The organism is Kineosporia succinea, from assembly GCF_030811555.1.
GTDB lineage: Bacteria > Actinomycetota > Actinomycetes > Actinomycetales > Kineosporiaceae > Kineosporia > Kineosporia succinea.
In genome coordinates this window covers 2772792-2792761 of record NZ_JAUSQZ010000001.1, presented here as the reverse complement: position 1 = coordinate 2792761, position 19970 = coordinate 2772792, and the positions used below count along the sequence as shown (strand labels likewise).

Below are 19970 nucleotides of genomic sequence, written 5' to 3'. Positions count from 1 at the left end.
CTTGGTCCGCCGCGTCGGTGTCCCAGTCGTGGTGCCGGGCAGCCCGGTCGCCACGGGCAGCCCGGTCGCCACGGGCAGCCCGGTCACCACGGGCAGCCCGGTCACCACGGGGGGCCTGGTCACCACCGGCAGCCCGGTCATCGCGGATGTCCGTTTCACGGCCGCCGCGCTCATCCCCGTCGTCGTCGCTCCGGTCGTCGCCCCGGTCGTCACCGCCGTTCGCCGTCGTCACTCAGTCGTCACTGCCGTGGCCGCCGTGGCGGCCGCCCTTGTCGTCGCTGCCCTTGTCGTCGCTGCCCTTGTCGTCGCCGCCCCGGCCGCGATGGTGGGACCCGTCGTCGTCACCGCCGTGCCGCACGTGGCCGCTCGAGGAGGTGCTCGACGGCGTGCTGGTCGTCGAGTGGCTGCTCCGGTGAGTGGCACTGTCGTCGGAACCGCGACCACGACGTCCACCATGGTCGTCGACGGAGCGATGCGTGGCCCCCGGCGAACTGGTGGTGTTCGTGGGGCTGCTGCGATTGTCATCGGCGCCGCGCCCACCGTGGCGACGACCACGATCGTCAGCCGTGCCCGTGACGCGAGGAGTCGACGTGGCATCCGGGCTGGAGGTGGCGGTCACCTGTTCCACGAGCCGCACGTTGCTCTGGTCGACAGCGCGCTCCGCGCTGAGGGAGGGGTTGGCCGCGAGCCCGAGCCCCGCCGGCAGGATCGCCGCGGCCGCCGCCCCACCGATGATCAGCATCTTCTTCATGTCGTCCTCCTGGTAGCAGTTGTTCGCTTGCTACCCATTGGCGGGGAGGACAGGTTCGAGTTCCTATCGGACGGAGGTACTAAGACCCGTCTGACCTGCGACGATGCCTCATCCCATGGTCTTTTGACCATCAATGGTCTCGCGGATGATGTCGGCGTGACCAGAGTGCTGGGCGGTTTCACCGATCAGGTGGAGCAGAACGCGCCGCGCCGACCAGGAGGCATCGGGCTGGAACCAGGGCGCCTTCGGCAGCGGGTGCGAGACATTGAGGTCGGCCAGACCCCGCACGACCTCCTCGGTGCGCGCGGCCACCTTCTCGTACCCGGCCAGCGTGCTCTGCAGGGTCTCGCCCTCCAGCAGCTTCCAGCCGTCTTCCCAGAAGCCCGGATCGGTCTGCCAGTTCTCCGGGAGTTCCATGTGTGCGGCGCCCTCGACGATGAAGCGCGCCCACTGGGCCTCCATCTCGCTGACGTGCTTCACCAGACCGGCCAGGGTGAGCTGACTGACGGTCGGCCGGGACGTGGCCTGCTCGTCGGAGAGCCCCTGAACGGTGTGCCGGAAGAACTGACGCCGCTCGGCGAGCGTCTCCAATAGCTCGGCGGCTTCCTGGCTGACGCGGGTCTCGGTGATCGACATCTCAGTCTCCCAGTGCTTCGACGGTCAGGTCACGGACCCGGTTCTTCGACTCCGTGCGTGCACCGTAGGAGGTCATCAGGTCATTTTCTTTCCGCTTCATCCGCGCAACGCCGAGATTTTCGAGGATTCGGCTACCCGGGGCATACTGTGACTCACAGTCAGTAGTACGTGGGTCTTTGGCCCCTACAGCTGGAGTAATCTGGGTCTCGTCGGGGGCATAACGGCCCCCACTGTCACGTTGTGATACGGGTGCTCGCACGGCGAAGTGCCAGCACGTATCACGAAAGGCACTACGTTCAGGATCGTTGTTTTCCCATGATTGAGAACCTCACCACCGCTGACCATGTTCGGTTCATCCCGGTGACCCCGGGCACTGTTCTGGAGCGTGGCCGGTTCGAGCTCAAGGTCACGATTCCTTCCAGCCGGTTCACCCGCAGCACGCAGGTCGATGTCAGCGACAGCGCCACCGTCGCCTCGATCGAGCGTCACCTCAGCGATCGCTACGGCGAGTGCGTCGAGGTCGTGAACGCTCGCTGCATCCTGCAGAACTGAGACCACCGGCAGAGGCCGGCTACGGAGACGTGGCCGGCCTCCGTCATGCCCGGGCCTGGTTCCGGTGCGACAGCCATCCGGAACCAGCAGCCATCGGGACCTCGGCACACGGCGCACCCGATCCGGACACCGCACCACCGGGCGCCTCTTTCGCGCCGCGCGCCGCGCCCACCCGTACCCACGCCGGTGCCCGATGAACCACTGGTCGCCCGATTCATCGCCGAACGGTCGTCGAACCTGTGGCTTCTGCGTACCCTCGGGAACCCTGAGGCGGATTAGCTCAAATAAGGCCTATCCGGGGCTTATCAATCTCCCGAACTGCTCCCACGGACGACCGCTCTGCATCAAGCTGGATGCGGATCACGGAACGGGGAGTGCACGACGAGTGACGCGAGAGGCCCGAGCGGGTAAAGATGCCCACTGGTTCGCATCGGGATCGCTCGATCGGGGAACTGCCTGTTAGCGTCCGGTGGGTAACACAGACGAGGCACAGTCCGATGTACAGCATAGTGCACCTGTGGTCGTGAACCGGACGAGGCGGGCTTCGCCGAACCATCCGGGCTGATCAGAGACATCGCACGGAGCCGGCGGGCTCCGGCAGACGAGAGCGAGACATGAGGTACGTCGGTAGGCACCGGGCTCCGCGCCCCCTGTTGCTGCGCCGTCCCATCATCGGGGGCGTGGCAGTGGCAGTCGTCGTGGCGCTTCCCGCCTGGGCTGTCACCGGCGGGCACCTGAACTCCCCGGCCGACTCGGTGAAAGACCCGGCGGTCAACATCGCCGACGGCACCCAGATGCCGGCCGCGCCCTACGCCACGCTCGACGAGTCCGAGGCCCCGACCACCTCGCCCACCGGTTCACCGACGAAGAACGGCGCCCTGGCCGCAGACGACGACACGCCGGGCCGGATCGTGACCACCACGACCACCGACTCGCACGGCAACACGGTGGTCACCACCACCACGGCCGACGAGGATCCCGGCAAGCCGTCGAAGCCCGACGACGGCGCGGACGACGACCCCGGAGAGCCCGACGACCCGGACGACGAACCGGAAGAGTCGCCCGACCCGCCGAAGACGTCGACCTCACCGAAGCCGGGCAACTCGACGTCGCCGAAACCGTCGACGTCCGAGAAGCCGCCCGCGACCAGTCCTTCGCCGAAGCCGTCCGAGCCCGAGGTCTCGGAGTCACCGGAACCCGAGGTCTCAGAAGCACCGAGCTCTTCGAGCGCCTCGGCGGAATCGACGACCAGCAAGTCATCGCCGTCGAACAGCACGTCGATCACGGTGACCTCACTGACCTCGGCGGCGAAGGCACTGGCCGATCCGTCGAACCTGCCGGTGCTGTTCTGAGATCAGCGTTCCGCGGTCGGTGCTCCGGATCAGCGCCCTGATGAGGTCAGCACTCATCGCATCGTCGGCCACTTTTGGCCAGCGATGTCCTCAGCACCCGGCGAATCCTGATCCAGGCGCCTGTTCTCGCGGGCAACGCGCACGAAGCCGTCAGAGGCCGCTAGTGACACCAATCGGTGTCATTGGTGGCCCCTCGTGCTTTGTGAGCGCAGAACCCGCCCTGATGGCTGCGGAAGTCACCATGAGCCCGCCCGACTGCGTTGCAGTTGCGGCGAACTCGGTCAACCACGATCAAAAACTCACCATAGTTGGGTGTTTTCCACTAGTCTGATCCTGGAAAGCCGAAAACCGCCGAGGCCACGGTGGGCCTCGGCGGTCACGGATTTCGGGTCGTCAGGAACTCAGTCCTCGTCGAGCCTCTGCTGTGGGATTCCAGCAAGCAAAGCCCGAACTTCCGACTCGCGGTAGCGGCGATGGCCACCAAGCGTTCGGATCGAAGAGAGCTTGCCGGCCTTCGCCCACCGGGTGACGGTCTTCGGATCGACACGGAATAGCGCGGCAACCTCAGCCGGTGTCAGCAGCGGCTCGGCGTCGGGCGATCGGGTGGTCATGTCAGCCTCCATGAACGGGGCGGATACCCCGGCTTCCGACATCGTGCCTTGTTAGGACACGTCGCGGGAACAATCCAGACGGATGATCCCCCATCAGGAGGAAGCATGACGTTGGTTGTGTACGTACGGTCACGGCATGGCACCTTACAGTGATCGAACCACGAATGTGGCCCATCCGACACGCCTCGCGGGTCGGTTCTAACCTTCGCTCTCGTGAGCACTCCCTCGATAGCCGATGTGCCCGCCGAACACCGGATGTATGACCCTCAATCGGACCATGCGGTATCGCCCAGAACACATCAAACCCCCTCGAGGACGGCGCGTGCCCCACTAAACCAGCCATCACTGTGTGGAGCACCCCCGAAGCACCCAGATCCATATTCTCAGATCTGATGAGGACGAAGCGTCACGGTACGACTTCTGAGTGAGGTCGTATCTCACAGTGACGCCTACTCCCGGTCCATCCCTCGTGACCACGAGCCGACCCCCCGGCGATCGCGAAAATTCTTCACGGGCGTGTTACCTACGATTGGGACATAGCTATCAAACCACGCGGGCCGCATCATTGGTTCCCGTGACCGTCATGTGAGACCGGCCACTGCACACAGGGGCATTCCGGGGTCCGGAAAATGTCTCCCGGAGCGGCGGGGTAAGCGCCGCACGCAGGTTGCACGTAGGATGGATCCCGTAAGACCGCGGTCGGCAAACGGGTTACGGCTACCCCCTGGTCGGGTCAGCCGTTCCAACCGGGATGCCGGAACCGCACCAGACGATGTAGCGTTTGGCGTCACGAGAGACTGATGACCACTCCGGGGCCGCGCCATGTGCGCCTGCGCCGGGTCGACGTTTAAGGGGGTCGACGCCATGGGGCGCGGCCGTCAGAAGGCCAAGCAGACGAAGGTCGCGAGGGAGCTGAAGTACTTCAGCCCCAGCACCGACTATGACGCCTTGCAGCAAGAGCTCGGCACTCATGATCGCCGGCCGAGCATGCCTGTCGAGGACACGGATGCCGGTCGAGACGACGATGAGTACGACGAGTACGCCGATTGGGCATCGAACGGTCGTCATCATTGACTGAAGACTTGGTCCCCGGTGCCCCACGGGTACCGGGGACCAAGTCTGTCAAGGTGACTCCGGTCGAACATCGTCATCCACCGCACGGCAGTTCAGGCCGGGCGGCGAGCAAGAGCTAGATGCATGCCGGCCCGTCACGAAGAAGTGCCGAGTCGTTTCCGTGCTCACGGCGGACCCAGCAGCTACACCTGCCGGGTCCGCCGTTTGCCGTGCCCTCGAGCGGTTCATGTCGGCCCACCAGCGCCTCAGGCGCGGTACTCCCCGACCAGGCGCACCGAACCACCATCGACACCCTTGGTGCCCTGCACGCTGCCCTCAGTGGCCGTACCGTCGTGCTTCCCGACCTCACCGAGCACCCAGGCCGCCAGGTTGCGGCCGGCGAAGAGCTCCAGGGTGCGGTTGACCGCTGCCGCGTCGACCACGAGCACCATGCCGACGCCCAGGTTGAACGTGCCCTCGGCGTCCGCCCGGGGCACCGATCCGAGCCGGGTCAGCAGACCGAACACCGGCTGCGGGCTCCAGGTGGAGCGGTCGAGCACGGCGCTGGTGCCCGCCGGGAGGACCCGGGCCAGGTTGGCGGCCAGGCCGCCGCCCGTGACGTGTGACACAGCGTGCAGCTCGGTGCCGAGCGCCTCGACCGCGGCCAGCACGTCGAGCGTGTAGATCCGGGTGGGCTCGAGCAGTTCCTCGCCGATGGTGCGGCCCAGCTCGGGCACGTCCCGCTCGAGCGACCAGCCGGCCTGCTTGAGCACCCCGCGCACGAGCGAGTAGCCGTTGGAGTGGATACCCGACGAGGGCAGGCCGATGACCACGTCACCGGGACGCACGCGGTCGGGCGAGATCATCGCGTCGGCCTCGACCACGCCGGTCGCGGCGCCGGCCACGTCGTACTCGTCGGGGGCCATCAGACCGGGATGCTCGGCCGTCTCACCGCCGACCAGGGCCGTGCCGGACAGCTCACAGCCCTTGGCGATGCCGCTGACGATCGCGGCGATGCGCTCGGGCACGACCTTGCCGACGGCGATGTAGTCGGTCATGAAGAGCGGACGGGCGCCGCACACAACGATGTCGTCGACCACCATGCCGACCAGGTCGATGCCGATCGTGTCGTGGACGTCGAGCGCCCGCGCGATGCCGATCTTGGTGCCCACACCGTCGGTGCTGGTCGCCAGCAGCGGCCGGCGGTACGACGTGAGGAAGCTCGCGTCGTAGAGCCCGGCGAAGCCACCCAGGCCACCGAGGACCTCGGGGCCGTGCGTGCGCTTGACGGAGGCCTTCATCAACTCGACCGCGCGGTCACCCGCTTCGGTGTCGACACCGGCAGAGGCATAGGTCAGGGCCGGGGAAACCGGCTCGGCTGAAGCCACAGAGATCACCCTACTCAAGAAATGCGGACAGGCCGTGTGTGCAGACCGGTCTCAGGGACGGGTGAGAGCGTCGACGGCGCCACCGGACATCCCGGTGGACACGCCCTCGGCGTCACGGTGCCCGGCCGGGCGCGGGGTGATCTCCAGGCCGAGCGGCAGCTGCGACTGCTCCAGGGCGTGCTTGCCCAGGTGCTCGGAGTCGGGCAGCTCGATCGGGTACTCACCGGTGAAGCAGGCGGTGCAGAGCCGCTCACGCTTCTGCTCGGTGGCCGCGACCATGCCGTCGAGGGAGATGTAGCCCAGGGTGTCGGCGCCGATGCTGGCGCGGATCTCCTCGAGCCCGAGACCGTTGGCGATCAGCTCGGCCCGGCTGGCGAAGTCGATGCCGTAGAAGCAGGGCCAGGTGACCGGGGCCGAGGAGATGCGCACGTGGATCTCGGCGGCGCCGGCCTCACGCAGCATGCGGACCAGGGCCCGCTGGGTGTTGCCGCGCACGATCGAGTCGTCGACCACGACCAGGCGCTTGCCCTTGATCACGTTCTTCAGCGGGTTCAGCTTCAGCCGGATGCCCAGCTGGCGGATCGTCTGGCTGGGCTGGATGAAGGTGCGCCCGACGTAGGCGTTCTTCACCAGGCCCTGGCTGAACGGGATGCCCGACTCCTGGGCGTAACCGACCGCGGCCGGCGTGCCGGACTCCGGGACGGGGATGACCAGGTCGGCGTCGACCGGGTGCTCCACGGCCAGCTTGCGGCCCATGTCGACCCGGGCCTCGTGCACGACCTTGCCGTTGATGGTGGTGTCGGGCCGGGCCAGGTAGACGTACTCGAAGATGCAGCCGGTCGGCTTCGCCTCGGCGAAGCGCTTCGACCGCAGGCCCTCGGAGTCGATCGCGATGAACTCGCCGGGCTCGACCTCGCGCACGAACGCTGCACCCACGATGTCGAGGGCGGCGGTCTCGCTGGCGATGACCCAGCCGGTCTCGAGCTTGCCGATCACCAGCGGGCGGACACCGTTGGCGTCACGCGCACCGTAGAGGGTGTGCTCGTCCATGAAGACGAAGCTGAAGGCGCCGCGCAGGTGCGGGAGCACCTCCAGGGCGGTCGCCTCGAGGGTGTGGTCGGGATCACCCTGCAGGAGAGCCGTGACCAGGGCGGTGTCGGTGGTGTTGCCCTGCTGGATCTCGCCGCGGTCGGGCTCGCCGTAACGCTCCTCGACCAGCTCACGCAGCTCGTGGCCGTTGACCAGGTTGCCGTTGTGGGCCAGGGCCACCGTGCCGGCCGCCGTGTCGCCCAGCGTGGGCTGCGCGTTCTGCCAGGTCGAGCCGCCGGTGGTGCTGTAGCGGGCATGACCGACCGCGATGTGCCCACGGAGGGATTCGAGAGAGGTCTCGTCGAAGACCTGGGAGACCAGGCCGATGTCCTTGTAGACCAGTAGTTGTTTGCCGTTGCTGACAGCAATGCCCGCTGCTTCCTGACCGCGGTGCTGAAGTGCGTACAGGCCGTAATAGGCCAGTTTCGCCACTTCTTCACCGGGGGCCCAGACTCCGAAGACTCCGCAAGCATCTTGCGGGCCCTTCTCGCCGGGGAGCAGTTCGTGCGAAAGCCGTCCGTCGCCGCGCGCCACGTCGTCGAGTGTCGCACATCCGGAGGAGGTCGCAGCATCGGCCGGAAGGTCGGACCTGGCCCCTCACGGCGCGGCGCCCTGGCCATGACCTCGGGATTCAGTCTTTGCGACGGTCGAGCAGAACTGCCACACCGGCTCCCAGCAGAGCGCCGACGAGCCCGAAAATGGCCATGAAATAGCCCAGAATGGTCTGCGCCGAGTAGTTGCCGGCGGCATCGAACGACAGCGCCAGCACGATCCCCACGACCAGGCCGAGGAAACCGCCTGTGAATCCGAACGCCCGGTAACGAGGCGCCCGGCGCAACCGGTACGAAGCCGGGCCTTCGGGAGTTCTCGGGCTGTCGGGCTCGCCCGGGTCCTCGGCAGGTGCGGTGTGCTCGTCGTCGACGGGGCTCACGGTGAGTTCCTTGCTCTCGGCCACTCCACGACGGTACCGACTAACCGGGGGCGGTGCCGGGCAGTCCGCCCAAGGGCAGCAACCCGGACAGGTCGGCGCGCTGGCCGCTGGCCCGCACGCGCCCGTTGTAGGCGGCGTCGGCCCAGGTCAGCCGCCCGGTGACGAGTTCCAGCCAGGTCTGCGCGTCGGTCTCGACGACGTTGGGCGGGGTGCCCCGGGTGTGGCGCGGCCCGTCCATGCACTGCACGGCCCCGAACGGCGGGACCCGTACCTCGGTGGTCGGGCCCGGGGCCCGTTCCGCCAGTTCCTCGAGCGTGAACCTGACCGCGTCGGCCAAGGTGGGACGCGCGGCACCCGCGGGATCGGACGCCCAGTCCCGCAGGGCGCCGCGGCCCACGTCGATGTCGATCTTGCGTCGTCTGACCACCACGTGACCATCATGCCGGGCGGCGGGCTCTCGGTTCAGCGCCGGACAAGGCCCACCCACCCGGGGAGAACACGGCGCACCGGGCCAAAGGTTGAGGCCCATGAACGCCCCCGCACCGCCCCGGCCCGATTCAGGCCCGGCGCAGTCCCGATTCAGGCCCACCCCCGGCCCAGTCCCGATTCAGGGCCGCTCCGGCCCAGTCCCGATTCAGGCCCGCCCCGGCCCAGTCCCGATTCAGGCCCGCCCCGGCCCAGTCCCGATTCAGACCCGGCCCAGTCCCGATTCATCCCGGGCCCAGCCCCGGTTCAGCCCGCCTTGACCAGTCCCATCGCCGGCGCGCCCTTGAAGCCCGGGAAGATCCCCGTCAGCGACCCCGCGCCGCACCGTTTCTGCAGGATCTCCCCCAGCACGGCACGGTAGTCGGTGGTGCCGGCCAGGTCTCCGTCGACCAGCTGCGACGACGAGAGGCCGGGCCAGCGACCGTGCACCTTGCCGCCGTTCACGCCCCCACCGAGCAGCAGCACCGCGTTGCCGTGCCCGTGATCCACTCCGCCCGAACCGTTCTCGCCCACCCGGCGGCCGAACTCGGACAGCGTCACGACGGTCACCTTGCGGAACCGGGAGCCCAGGTCGGTGGCGAAAGCGGCCAGGGCCAGTGCCAGGTCGTTCAGGTGGTCATGCATCCACCCCTTGTCGGCGGTGCCCATCCCGGCGTGCATGTCCCAGTCCCCCTCGTCGACGCAGGCGACCTGCAGACCGACCCCGGCCTTGATCATGCGGGCCACGTCACGCAGGGAGTCGCCGACGGCCGAGTTCTTCGGGTAGACAGCGCCGTTCGCGGGCTTGTACGCCCCCATCTTCGCCGTGGTGGCGGTCGCGCTCAGGGTGGCGGCGGCCGGGGCGGCGATCGCGGAGGGAGCGCCGGCGTGCAGGCCGGACAGCGCCTTCGTCCACCGGGCCCGGTCTTCCGCGGTGTCGGCCGCGGCGCCGATCCGGAACGAGTCCACGCTGGAGAGAGCCATTTCCGGGTTGGGCCCGGCCAGTGACAACGACACGTCGGCCGAGCCGACCTGCGACGCCTGGAACACCGTGCCCCGCGCCCGGCTGCCGAGCGTGCGGTCGAGCCAGCCGGTGCGCAGGCTGGAACCGGGCGCGGCCCGCTCCAGCTCCTGCATGGCCTGGAAGTGCGACCGCGTCGGGTTGTCCTGGCCGACGGCGTGCACCGCCCCGAAAGTGCCCGCGTCCCAGAACTTCTTCAGCGGCTTCAGCGCCGGGTGCAGGCCGAAGATGCCGCCGGCCGGGATCAGCGAGCGCTCCTGGATGCCGATGGTCGGGCGGGCCTCGAGGTAGCCCGGGTCACCCACGGGCACGATCGCGTTCAGGCCGTCGAAACCTCCGCGCAGCGAGAGCACCACGAGCACGTCACCGTTGTAGGCGGCGGGCGAGGCGGCGAAGGCGTACTGGCCGCTGAACCCCTCCACGGCCGTCAGCACGCCACCCAGGGCACCGACCGAGGCCAGACCCCTCAGCAGCGTACGACGGGAAAGACCGGACGAAGAGGGGCAGAGGCAGTCAGAGGTGCTCATGCAGGCGTGAAGTCCTCAGGGCGTCGGGCCGGGCGGGCCGGGCATCGGGTCGTCGTCAGGCGGCAGGATGTGGTCAGCGGGCTCAACTTCCAGCCCCCGGTCGGCCCTCGCCCCGGGAACTTGAGCCGAGAGCCGGAGGCGACCGCAACGTCCCCCATTTACCGCAACGCGTGCGCCGGGGAGTCGAGCAACAGACCCACCACGTGCGCGAACCGCCAGGTGAGCGCCACACTGTCGCTCTTCAGCGGGGTGGACGGCGCGATCTTGTTCCAGCGGTCGGTGAGGAAGTCGCAGATCGCCTTCTGCTGTGCCGCGGTGGCCCTCTGCTGCAGCAGGCGCTGCGAGAGCGCGTCGATCAGCGCCCCGTGCGTGGCCGGCCGGGGTTTCGGGATCAGCGTCGTGATCGCGGGACCGGTCAGGGTTTTCACCGACCAGCGCTCCACCACGTTCTGGTGCGCGTTCCAGCGGGCCAGGGTGCCGGCCGGGGACTGCCAGGCGGCGGCCACGTCCGGGTACCCGTTCGGCGGCCCCCAGTACAGCGGGGCCTGGCCCATGTCGAGAACCATCCAGTGCAGGTTCTCGATGCCCTTGGTACCGGAGGTGTCAGCCTTCAGCCCGAGAATGCGCACCGTGGCGACCAGGTCTTCGTACGGGCGCCGCACCTTCTGCCCCGCCGAGGTCGCGAACTCCCGGCTGGTGAACAGTTCTCGCAGCATCGGCACGACCGCGGTGTCACCCTCCAGGTAGATCGAGGTCAGGCGGGACACCAGCGACTCGGGCGGGTTGTCGCTGACGAAGCGCAGGCACAGCTTGGTCGCGATCTGCCGGGCCGTGTTCTCGTGCCGCGCCAGGTGGTTCAGGTAGCGGACCGCGAGATCCTTTCCACCGGAGGCACTCTCGTTTGGGTCGCTGAAGTCGAGCACCTGCACCGGCCCGGTCCAGTGCCGGTTCGCACGGTAGGTGGCCTCGCCCGTCCCGTCGGTGCCGAGGCCGGTGAGAATGCGGGCACTGTTCTTCACGTCGTCTTCGCTGTAGCCCGTGGCGACCCCGACCGTGTGCAGTTCCAGCAGCTCACGGCCCTGGTTCTCGTTCGGGTGCTCCTTGGTGGACGAGGCGTTGTCGAGGTAGGCCTGCATCGCCGGGTGCAGGCTCGCCTCCACCAGCAGGTCGGCGAACCTGCCCAGGGCGTGCTTGCGCACCACCCGGTCGTAGTCGGCTCGGGAGTCCCACACGTCGCCTGACGGGCAGGTCACGTTCAGGTGGTTGGACCAGAACTCGACCATCAGCTCGAACAGCTGGCGTTCGCTCCAGATCGCCCGCACCAGAGTGGCGCGGGTGAGGTCCATCATCACCGCCCAGGTGCCGAAGTCGTCCGCGAACTGCTGGCGGACCTTGGCGATCGGCCAGGTCACCCGGGGAAAGCGCTTGAGCACGCCGTCCGTGTAGGCGTCCTTGATCGAGGCCGGGGCGAGCTGACGTTCCAGCCAGGCCCGGGCCCCGAGTCGGTCGGCCTCGGTCAGCAGCGCGGGGGTCGGGCCATAGCTGGCCCGGCGCAGGAGAAGCAGGGTCTGGGCGTCCATCGGCGTGCCTGTCGGCATCCGTCCGGGGTGCCTGATGGGCCGCCCGGGTGGTTGCCCTCACTGGCCGATGGTGGTCCCCCTGGACCTTCGGCCTGGGGAGGTGCCCCCAGTGGGGTCGCGTCAGTGCGTACGGGCCCGGTAGGCGTGGGTCAGGTGGGGAAGACCGAGGAGATCGGGCGTGCCCTGCTCGGCGGCCACCCGTTCGCCCAGCTCCCGGATACGCTGCAGCACCTCGTCACGGTCGGGCCGGGTGGCCACGTACGACCAGCTCGAGGCCAGGTCGGCCAGGGCCGCGGGCGGGATGTGCAGCGTGTAGGTGAAGGTGGCGGCCTCGAGGGCCGCGTACTGCGTGGGCAGCTCGATCTTGGTGTGCCCGGCGTGCACCTGACGGCGCGGCGCGTTCGGGTCGCCGCCGGTCTCGGTCCACTCGGGGCCGCCGGCCACGTCGTTCAGCGCGCCCACCCAGGGCACCGAGACGTCGCGCTGGTGCCAGGCCACGGCCAGCAGCCCGCCCGGCCGCAGCACGCGCGCGACCTCGAGCGCCGCCGCCGGTTGCTCCATCCAGTGCCAGGCCTGGGCCACCGTGACCACGTCGACGCTGCCGTCGGGCAGCGGGATCCGCTCGGCCGAGCCCGCTCTCGCTTCCGCCCCGGGCAGCTTCGCGCTCAGCACCGCCAGCATGCCCTCGTCGGGCTCGACCGCGGTGACGCGGTGCCCCAGCTCGACCAGGGTGCTCGTGAGCTTTCCGGTACCGGCCCCCAGATCGAGGACGTCGAGCGCACCTTCGGCGTCTCCGGTGAGCCAGCGCGCTGTGTCGGCGGGCCACCCCGGCCGCATGCTGTCGTAGGTGGACGCGTTGGCGCCGAACGAGACCCGCTGCTGTTCCCACGTCATGCCGACACCCTACGGATGCCGGGCCCGACCGCTCGAGGCGCCGAAGCTGCAGGGAGACCGCCAGTGGTGCCCTATTCGACGGGTGGAGGCGGGGCGGCGCCGGTCATGATCGCCACCGTGTCGGACATCGAGTGCGACGACGGAGTGACGACGGCGACGCGACGCCCCAGGCGCTGCACGTGGATGCGGTCGGCGACCTCGAACACGTGCGGCATGTTGTGACTGATCAGGATCACCGGCAGGCCCCGGTCGCGCACGTCGCGGATCAGCTGCAGCACCCGGTTGCCCTCCTTCACCCCGAGAGCGGCCGTGGGCTCGTCGAGAATCACCACCTTGCTGCCGAAGGCCGCCGACCGGGCCACCGCCACACCCTGTCTCTGCCCACCGGAAAGGCTTTCGACCGCCTGACCGATGTCCTGCAGGGTCGCGATGCCGAGCTCGCTCATGTGCCGCCGGGCCTCCGATCGCATGTGCTGGTGGTCGAGCATGCGCAGCACCGAGCCGAGCGGCCCCGGACGGCGCCGCTCCCGCCCCAGGAACAGGTTGTCGGCGATGTTCAGCCCCGGGGCCACGGCCAGCGTCTGGTAGACCGTCTCGATGCCGGCCTCGCGCGCGTCCATCGGGGTGCGGAAGTGCACCGGCTCGCCCTCCAGCCAGATCTCGCCGCTGTCCGGCACCAGCGCACCCGACAGCGCCTTGATCAGGCTGGACTTGCCCGCCCCGTTGTCGCCGATCACCGCCAGGATCTCGCCCGGGTACAGCTCCAGGTCGGAACCGTCCAGCGCGGTGACCCGGCCGTAGCGCTTGACCAGTCCCCGTGCCCGCATCACCGGCTGCCGGTCCGACATCTCCACCCTCATGCCCTCACCTTCCGGATCCATTGGTCGATCGTGACCGCGAGCAGCACCAGCAGGCCGACCGCGAAGCCCTGCCAGACCACCTGAACCCCGGCCAGCACCAGCCCGTTACGGAAAACACCGACGATCAGCGCACCGACCAGGGTGCCCACCACCCCGCCGCGACCACCGAAAAGGCTGGTGCCACCGAGCACCACGGCCGTGATCGAGTCGAGGTTGTAGTCGGTGCCGACGTTCGGGTCGGCACTCGCCAGACGGCCCATGAGCACCCAGGCGGCCACCCCGTAGATCGCCCCGGCCACCGTGTAGACGCTGAGAAGCACACGTCCGGTGCGGATACCGGCCAGCCGGGCGGCCTCGGCGTCGTCACCGGTGGCCCGCACGTGCTTGCCCCAGGCGGTGTGCGCGAGCAGGTAGAAGAACAGCCCGAACAGCAGCAGCATGATGATCGAGCCGTAGGTGAGGCGGAAGCTGCCGATCGGGATGGTCTCGCCGGTCCAGGTCATGATCGCGGGCATGTCGGTGCCGCGCACGGTCTCGCTGTTGGAGACGACCGAGTTCAGGGCGAAGAAGATGGACAGCGTTCCGAGGGTGACGATGAAGGGCGGGAGCTTGATCCTCGTGACCAGGAAGCCGTTGACCGCGCCCATTCCGGTGCCGAAGGCCAGGCCGGCCACGATGGCGAGCAGGCCGGGAGAACCCGCGTCGTAGGCCAGGTTCGCCATCAGGATCGACGAGAACACGGCGATCGCCCCGGCCGACAGGTCGATGCCCGCGGTCAGGATGATCAGGGTCTGCCCGAGCGCGAGCAGCGCGATCACGGTGACCTGCTGCAGCACCAGGCTGAGGTTCTCCGGATTGAGGAACCGGGTGTTGATGATCGAGAACACGATCACGGCCAGAACCAGCACGGCCAGGGGGCCGAGGGTGGGCCGACGGTGCAGCGCGTGCTGGATCCGGTCTTGCCGCGACTCTTCGAAACCTGTGGTCATGCCCCTACCCCCAGCAGTTCTCGGTGCCGAACGTGGTGTCTTCCGAGTCCACGCCGGGCTGCGGATCGTCGGTGATCAGGGTGACCCCGGTGTCGGTGAAGTCCTGGCCCCCGGGGTTGCCCGGTTTCTGGCCGGTCTTCTCGAACTCGGCGATGGCGGTGACCCCGGAGGCGGCCATCTTCAGCGGGTACTGCTGCGAGGTGGCGCCCAGCTGGCCGTCTTTCACGCTCTGCACGCCCGGGCAGCCACCGTCGACCGAGACCAGAGTGACCGTCTCGGCCTTGCCCGCCGCCTTCAGCGCCTCGTAGGCACCCGCCGCGGCCGGCTCGTTGATCGTGTAGACGAGGGTGATGCCGGGGTCGCGCTGCAGCAGGTTCTCCATCGCCGTGCGCCCGCCCTCGGCGGCCCCGTCGGTGACGTCGTGGCCGGAGATGCGCGGGTCGTCCTCGTCACCGATGCGGTTCGGGTCGCCGGTGTCGATGCCGAAGCCCTCCATGAAGCCCTGGTCACGCTGCACGTCGACGGAGACCTGGTCGGGCGTCAGGTCGAGGAAGGCGATGCGCGCGTCTTCACCCACCTTGGCCCGGGCCCACTCCCCCACGAGTCTCCCGGCCTCGAAGTTGTCGGTGGCGTAGGTGGAATCGGCGGCGTCGGCCGGATCGAGCTGGGTGTCGAGCGCGATCACGGCCAGCCCGGCCTCCTTGGCCCGCTCGATCGCGGGCACGATGGCGCGCGAATCGTTCGGGGTGATCATGAAGCCCTCGGCACCCAGGGCCATCAGGTTCTCGATGGCCGTCACCTGCGACTCGTTGTCGCCGTCGATGCGGCCCGCGAACGTGCGCAGGTCGATGCCGTCTTTCGTGGCCTGCTCCTGCGCGCCCTTCTTCATCGTGACGAAGAACGGGTTGGTGTCGGTCTTGGTGATGAGCCCGATGATCGGACGACCGTCGTTGCCACCGGAGCAGGCGGCCAGAACGAGGGCGGAGGCGGCCAGCGCGACGGCGACCAGCCGGACGGGACGTTTCACGGGCGGCTCCTGACGATCAGTGCCGGCCACCCGCGAACAGGCGCCCGACATCCTTGTCGGATCCTGGATCAACCCTGACAAAGTTACGTCAGATCTGTGGATTCGGTAACCGCCCGGTCACCGCTGGGCGCCAGTTCGCGGAACCCCCTCCTCGCCACACAACCGCGCGGTAGGTTCTCGGCAGGGGGGATGTCGATCTCGGTCACGAGGGGAGCGGCAGGCATGGACAGCCAGCTGCCGGAGACTGCAGGACCGCTGAACCGGGGAGCGCACCTGGGGCGGCGCCCGACGATGCGTGACGTCGCGGCGCTCGCGGGGGTCAGCCTCAAAACGGTTTCAAGGGTGGTGAACGGCGAGCCGGGGGTCTCCAGCACTCTCGGCCGGCGGGTGCGCGACGCGATCGACGAGCTCGACTTCCGGCCCAACATCGGGGCCCGGAGTCTGCGGCGGGCCGGGGGCCGTACGGCCACGGTCGGTCTGCTGCTCGAAGACGTCTCGAACCCGTTCTCGTCGGCGCTGCAACGGGCGGTCGAGGACGTGGCGATCCCCCGCGGGGTCATGGTGTTCACGGCCAGCCTCGACGAAGACCCGCAGCGCGAGCGGGAGCTCACGCGCGCCTTCAGCGCGCGCCGGGCGGACGGGCTGATCATCGCGCCGGCCAGCAACGACCAGTCGTACCTGGAGAGCGAGCTGCGGGCGGGCACCGCCATCGTCTGCATCGACCGCGAGGCCCGGCACCTCGAGGTCGACTCGGTGCTCACCACCAACGTGGCCGGGGCCTCCGCCGGGGTGAAACATCTGATCGATCACGGCCACCGGCGCATCGCGTTCCTCGGTGACCGGGCCGACATCACCACGGCCCAGCAGCGCTACGAGGGGTACACCCAGGCGCTGACCACGGCCGGCCTGCCGGTCGACACCGGCATCGTGCTGAGCGACCTGACCAGTCAGGCACTCGCCCAGGCGGCCGCGGCCGAGCTGCTCCGGGGTGACGATCCGCCGACCGCGGTGTTCGCGGCGCAGAACCTGGTCACCATCGGCGTGGCCCGGGCGCTGCGGCAGCTGGGGCGCGAACGCGGCGTCGCGCTGGTCGGTTTCGACGACTTCCCGCTCGCCGACCTGCTGGATCCGGGCGTCACGGTGGTGGCGCAGGACCCGACGGCGATCGGGCGGCTGGCGGCGACGGTGCTGTTCGACCGGATCGGGGGCAGCGACTCACCTCCGGCCACGCACGTGGTGCCGACGAAGCTGATCACCCGGGGGTCGGGCGAGATCCGGCCGGGTAGCAACCTGCGTTAGCGGGCCGGGTCGGCCTGGCCTGACTCGGGCTCTGACTCGGGCTCGGGCTCGGGCTCTGGCTCTGGCTCTGGCTCTGGCTCTGGCTCTGGCTCTGGCTCAGACGAACCGGGTTGCGTCCCGGCGTGGCCAGATCAGGGTCACGCGCTGCCCAGGTGAAGCCGGAAGGTCTTCCGGGGCGGCGCTGTTCATCCGCAGCACCCGGATCACGGCGGCGTCGGCATCGAGCTGGATCGTGATGCGCGTGGTGGCCCCGCCGTAGACCACGGTGAGCACCGTCCCGATCGCCAGCACCTCGTCGGGCGCCGCCTCGTAACCGGTCTCGACGATGCGGATCTTCTCCGGGCGCACGCTGAACGTGGCCGTCTGGTTGAGCAACTGCACGGACGCGGCGGGGCCGAGGAGATTCACGGCACCTCCCAGCGCGGCCACCTCCTCGGTCGCCGGACGCTCGTAGACCTCGATCGGGGCGCCGGTCTGTTCCAGCCGGCCGTTGATCATCACGGCCACCCGTTCGCTGAGATTCATGGCCTGGCGCGGGTTCCGGGTGGCGATGACGAGTGTGAGGCCGAACTCCTGGCGCAACGCCAGGATGTCGTCCTGGGCCTGGTCGCGCAGCGGCCGCTCGACCGGTTCGAGCGGCTCGTCGAGCAGCAGCACCCGGGCGCCGGCCACGGCCTCCCGCCCGATCGCCACGAGAAGCTGCTCGCGGGCGGGCAGTTCGGCGACCCGGGCGTCCGGATCGCCGTCGAAGGTGAGACGGGCCAGCACCGTGGCCAGCTCGTCGTCGAGCCCCCGGCGGCCGGAGCCCCCGGTACGCAACGCGGCGGTCATGACCTCACGCACGCTCTGACGGGCGGTGAAGCCGAAACCGGTGGCGACGTGGCCGATGTCGTGCCGACCGCGGGGGACGTCGTGCCCGGAGAGCTGGATGCGGCCCGCGTCGGGCCGCTCCCGCCCGGCGATCAGCGAGAGGGCCACCGACTTACCGGCCCGGGCCGGGCCGAGCAGGCTGAGCACCTGGCCCGCCTCGACGGCCAGGCTGATGCTGTCGACGGCCGTGGCCTGCCCGGCCCGCGAACGGTAGGACTTGCGCAGACCGGTGACGGTGAGCAGCGCCGTGGTGCGCGGGCGCAGGCTGTGCACGTACGACAGACGTGTGCCGGCCATCGCGCCTCCCCCGAGCCGTGGCACCGCTCCCACCTGCGGTGTTGCGCCATCGTAGTACCTGGGCCCGGTCCGGGTGGGGATGTGGGTGACATCGGCCCGGACAAACGCGTTCGCCCCTCCCCACGATCGACGGGGAGGGGCGAACGGAAGAGGCCGGGTCTCAGCCTTCCTTGTGGATGCGGGCCGTCACCAGCTGGAAGACCGCGTAGCAGGCCAGGCCCAGCGCGACCAGGGTGAGGATCCACTGGCCGAAGGGCTGCTCGGCGAGGGTCTTCAGCGCGGCGTCGAGGCCCGCGGCCTCCTCGGGCTGCGACTGCACCCCGGCCACGATGAACAGGATGCCCAGCACCCCGAACGCGACACCGCGAGAGATCCAGCCGGCCTGGCCCAGACGCACGACGCCCTGGCCCGGGTGGCCTTCGAGCTTCTCCAGGAACTTCTTCTTCACGCCCTTGTAGGCCATGTACCCGGCCCAGGCGATGACGGCGAGACCGAGGATGACCACCAGCACGCGGCCGGCGGGCGCCTCCATCAGCGAGGAGGTCCAGTCGGTGGTCTTGCTGCTGGAGCTCGAACCGCCGCCGCCGAAACCGAGACGCAGCGACTGCACGGCGAGCGCCGCACCGAAAACGCCCTTACCGGCGGCACTCGCGCGCTTGAAGGCGCTGTCGTCGCTCGGCGGGCCGATGATGCTGAGCAGGAACTGCCAGACCGCGTAGCCGACCAGGCCGATGCCCATGACCACGAGAAGCACCTGACCGAACGGCTTCTCGGCGATCTCGGAGAGTGCCCCGGAGTTGTCGGCGCTCTCTTCCGAGCCGCCCCAGGCAACCTGCAGGGAGATCCAGGCCAGCAGCAGGTAGACCACGCCGATGGCCGCGACCCCGACCTGCCCGAGACGTTTCAGCCATTTCGAGTTGGCCTGGCGGGCCAGCCCTTCGGCAGTGTTCTTCGCACCTTCGGCGCTGCCCGAGGCACCGTTGTGCGTGGGGGTGGAACTGGCCATCGTCGTCAGACCCTTTCACTCGCTCACGCGGCTGAACATGATCCAAAGTCGCACGAACGGACCAACCCCGCATATCGAGAGGAGTCCAGATCTTGACGCGACTAGTGCGTCAGGGGTAGCAGGGCCTGCGCCACCACGAGCTCGTCCGGTGTGGTGACATGGACGTTGGTGGGCTCGCCGGGCACCACCACGACCCGGCCCCCGGCCGCACCGACCATCGCGGAATCCTCGACCGCGTCGGCGATCTCGCGGTGCGCCCGCAGCAGCACGGGCAGGCTGAACGCCATCGGCATCTGGGCCGACACGTGGCCACCGGCCGGGGTGGTCGCTCCCGCGACCCCGAGAAGGTGCGGTTCGTCGTTTACCATTTGCACCCTCTTGACCGCATCGGTGAGCGGCAGGCCGGGCAGCGCCGCATCAGCCCCGGCGCGCACGGCCCCGATGACCCGCTCGTAGAGCACGGAACCGGCCAGGGGGTGCGCGGCGTCGGTGATGCAGACGATCGAGGCGTCGCCGGGCAGGGCCGCGAGGCCCGCGCGCACCGACTCGGCGCGGGTGGAACCGCCGGTGGCGCGGATACCCGGGCCGTTCCAGTCGTGACCGGCAGGAAGCACCACCACCACGCCGTCACAGCTCGCCAGGGCCACCGAGACCACCCGCTCGAGCAGGCTCTGCCCGCCGAGCCGGGCGAACTGCTTCAGCCCGCCGAACCGGGTGCCACCTCCACCGGCCAGAACCACGCCCCACACACTCATGGGCGCAAACGCTATCG

General features: G+C 69.2%; 20 protein-coding genes. 4 read left to right on the top strand and 16 right to left on the bottom strand.

Annotation, left to right across the window (positions count from 1 at the left end; genetic code table 11):
• Positions 1 to 232 precede the first annotated feature (232 nt).
• Positions 233 to 751 (bottom strand): hypothetical protein, encoded by a 519-nt coding sequence (locus J2S57_RS12195; RefSeq protein WP_307241744.1) that lies wholly within the window; start codon positions 749 to 751, stop codon positions 233 to 235.
• Positions 752 to 859: 108 nt separating this feature from the next.
• Positions 860 to 1387, bottom strand: coding sequence for a DinB family protein (locus tag J2S57_RS12190; protein WP_307241742.1), 528 nt, complete (start codon positions 1385 to 1387; stop codon positions 860 to 862).
• A gap of 315 nt (positions 1388 to 1702) precedes the next feature.
• Between J2S57_RS12190 and J2S57_RS12185 the strand changes: the two genes are divergently transcribed.
• Both J2S57_RS12185 and J2S57_RS12180 read left to right on the top strand, forming a co-directional pair.
• The gene (locus J2S57_RS12185) at positions 1703 to 1939 is read left to right on the top strand and encodes a hypothetical protein (protein ID WP_307241740.1); all 237 of its coding nucleotides are present in this window, start codon (positions 1703 to 1705) and stop codon (positions 1937 to 1939) included.
• Between the two features lie 680 nt (positions 1940 to 2619).
• Positions 2620 to 3291 (top strand): hypothetical protein, encoded by a 672-nt coding sequence (locus tag J2S57_RS12180; RefSeq protein ID WP_307241738.1) that lies wholly within the window; start codon positions 2620 to 2622, stop codon positions 3289 to 3291.
• Positions 3292 to 3692: 401 nt separating this feature from the next.
• Here the strand turns inward: J2S57_RS12180 and bldC are convergent, their stop codons facing one another.
• Complete coding sequence (gene bldC / locus J2S57_RS12175; RefSeq protein WP_052533586.1) at positions 3693 to 3902, bottom strand: developmental transcriptional regulator BldC; 210 nt, start codon at positions 3900 to 3902, stop codon at positions 3693 to 3695.
• A gap of 864 nt (positions 3903 to 4766) precedes the next feature.
• Here bldC and J2S57_RS12170 point away from each other — a divergent pair.
• A complete protein-coding gene (locus J2S57_RS12170) occupies positions 4767 to 4976 on the top strand; it encodes a DUF3073 domain-containing protein (RefSeq protein ID WP_307241735.1) in 210 nt (69 codons plus the stop codon).
• A 245-nt stretch (positions 4977 to 5221) separates the two neighbouring features.
• On the opposite strand, the gene purM is transcribed toward J2S57_RS12170, so the two are convergent.
• The 10 genes from purM to J2S57_RS12120 form a co-directional block, all read right to left on the bottom strand.
• Positions 5222 to 6343, bottom strand: a complete 1122-nt coding sequence (gene purM / locus J2S57_RS12165) for a phosphoribosylformylglycinamidine cyclo-ligase (RefSeq protein WP_307241733.1) — start codon at positions 6341 to 6343, stop codon at positions 5222 to 5224.
• 51 nt (positions 6344 to 6394) lie between these two features.
• Entirely contained in the window at positions 6395 to 7966 is a 1572-nt protein-coding gene (purF, locus tag J2S57_RS12160; RefSeq protein ID WP_307241732.1) for an amidophosphoribosyltransferase, read from the bottom strand.
• A gap of 97 nt (positions 7967 to 8063) precedes the next feature.
• Positions 8064 to 8387 (bottom strand): hypothetical protein, encoded by a 324-nt coding sequence (locus tag J2S57_RS12155; RefSeq protein ID WP_307241729.1) that lies wholly within the window; start codon positions 8385 to 8387, stop codon positions 8064 to 8066.
• A 16-nt stretch (positions 8388 to 8403) separates the two neighbouring features.
• Positions 8404 to 8790, bottom strand: a complete 387-nt coding sequence (locus tag J2S57_RS12150; RefSeq protein ID WP_370882629.1) for a sterol carrier family protein — start codon at positions 8788 to 8790, stop codon at positions 8404 to 8406.
• 305 nt (positions 8791 to 9095) lie between these two features.
• Entirely contained in the window at positions 9096 to 10376 is a 1281-nt protein-coding gene (locus J2S57_RS12145) for a DUF1501 domain-containing protein (protein WP_307241724.1), read from the bottom strand.
• 158 nt (positions 10377 to 10534) lie between these two features.
• Positions 10535 to 11974, bottom strand: a complete 1440-nt coding sequence (locus tag J2S57_RS12140) for a DUF1800 domain-containing protein (protein ID WP_307241722.1) — start codon at positions 11972 to 11974, stop codon at positions 10535 to 10537.
• A 102-nt stretch (positions 11975 to 12076) separates the two neighbouring features.
• Entirely contained in the window at positions 12077 to 12850 is a 774-nt protein-coding gene (locus J2S57_RS12135; protein ID WP_307241720.1) for a class I SAM-dependent methyltransferase, read from the bottom strand.
• 71 nt (positions 12851 to 12921) lie between these two features.
• The gene (locus J2S57_RS12130) at positions 12922 to 13710 is read right to left on the bottom strand and encodes an ATP-binding cassette domain-containing protein (RefSeq protein WP_307241718.1); all 789 of its coding nucleotides are present in this window, start codon (positions 13708 to 13710) and stop codon (positions 12922 to 12924) included.
• Positions 13707 to 14699, bottom strand: a complete 993-nt coding sequence (locus J2S57_RS12125; protein ID WP_307241716.1) for an ABC transporter permease — start codon at positions 14697 to 14699, stop codon at positions 13707 to 13709. The genes J2S57_RS12130 and J2S57_RS12125 overlap by 4 nt, the downstream gene beginning before the upstream one ends.
• A gap of 4 nt (positions 14700 to 14703) precedes the next feature.
• Positions 14704 to 15726, bottom strand: a complete 1023-nt coding sequence (locus J2S57_RS12120; protein WP_307241714.1) for a sugar ABC transporter substrate-binding protein — start codon at positions 15724 to 15726, stop codon at positions 14704 to 14706.
• Between the two features lie 222 nt (positions 15727 to 15948).
• On the opposite strand from J2S57_RS12120, the gene J2S57_RS12115 reads away from it, so the two are divergent.
• Positions 15949 to 17025, top strand: coding sequence for a LacI family DNA-binding transcriptional regulator (locus J2S57_RS12115; RefSeq protein ID WP_307241712.1), 1077 nt, complete (start codon positions 15949 to 15951; stop codon positions 17023 to 17025).
• A gap of 96 nt (positions 17026 to 17121) precedes the next feature.
• Here the strand turns inward: J2S57_RS12115 and J2S57_RS12110 are convergent, their stop codons facing one another.
• The 3 genes from J2S57_RS12110 to J2S57_RS12100 all read right to left on the bottom strand — a co-directional run bounded on the left by J2S57_RS12110 (position 17122) and on the right by J2S57_RS12100 (position 19953).
• Positions 17122 to 18192: an ATP-binding cassette domain-containing protein gene (locus tag J2S57_RS12110; protein WP_307241710.1), complete on the bottom strand. Its 1071-nt coding sequence runs from the start codon at positions 18190 to 18192 to the stop codon at positions 17122 to 17124.
• Between the two features lie 160 nt (positions 18193 to 18352).
• Positions 18353 to 19198 (bottom strand): DUF1206 domain-containing protein, encoded by an 846-nt coding sequence (locus tag J2S57_RS12105; protein ID WP_307241708.1) that lies wholly within the window; start codon positions 19196 to 19198, stop codon positions 18353 to 18355.
• A gap of 101 nt (positions 19199 to 19299) precedes the next feature.
• Positions 19300 to 19953, bottom strand: a complete 654-nt coding sequence (locus tag J2S57_RS12100; protein WP_307241706.1) for an IspD/TarI family cytidylyltransferase — start codon at positions 19951 to 19953, stop codon at positions 19300 to 19302.
• Positions 19954 to 19970: the final 17 nt, after the last annotated feature.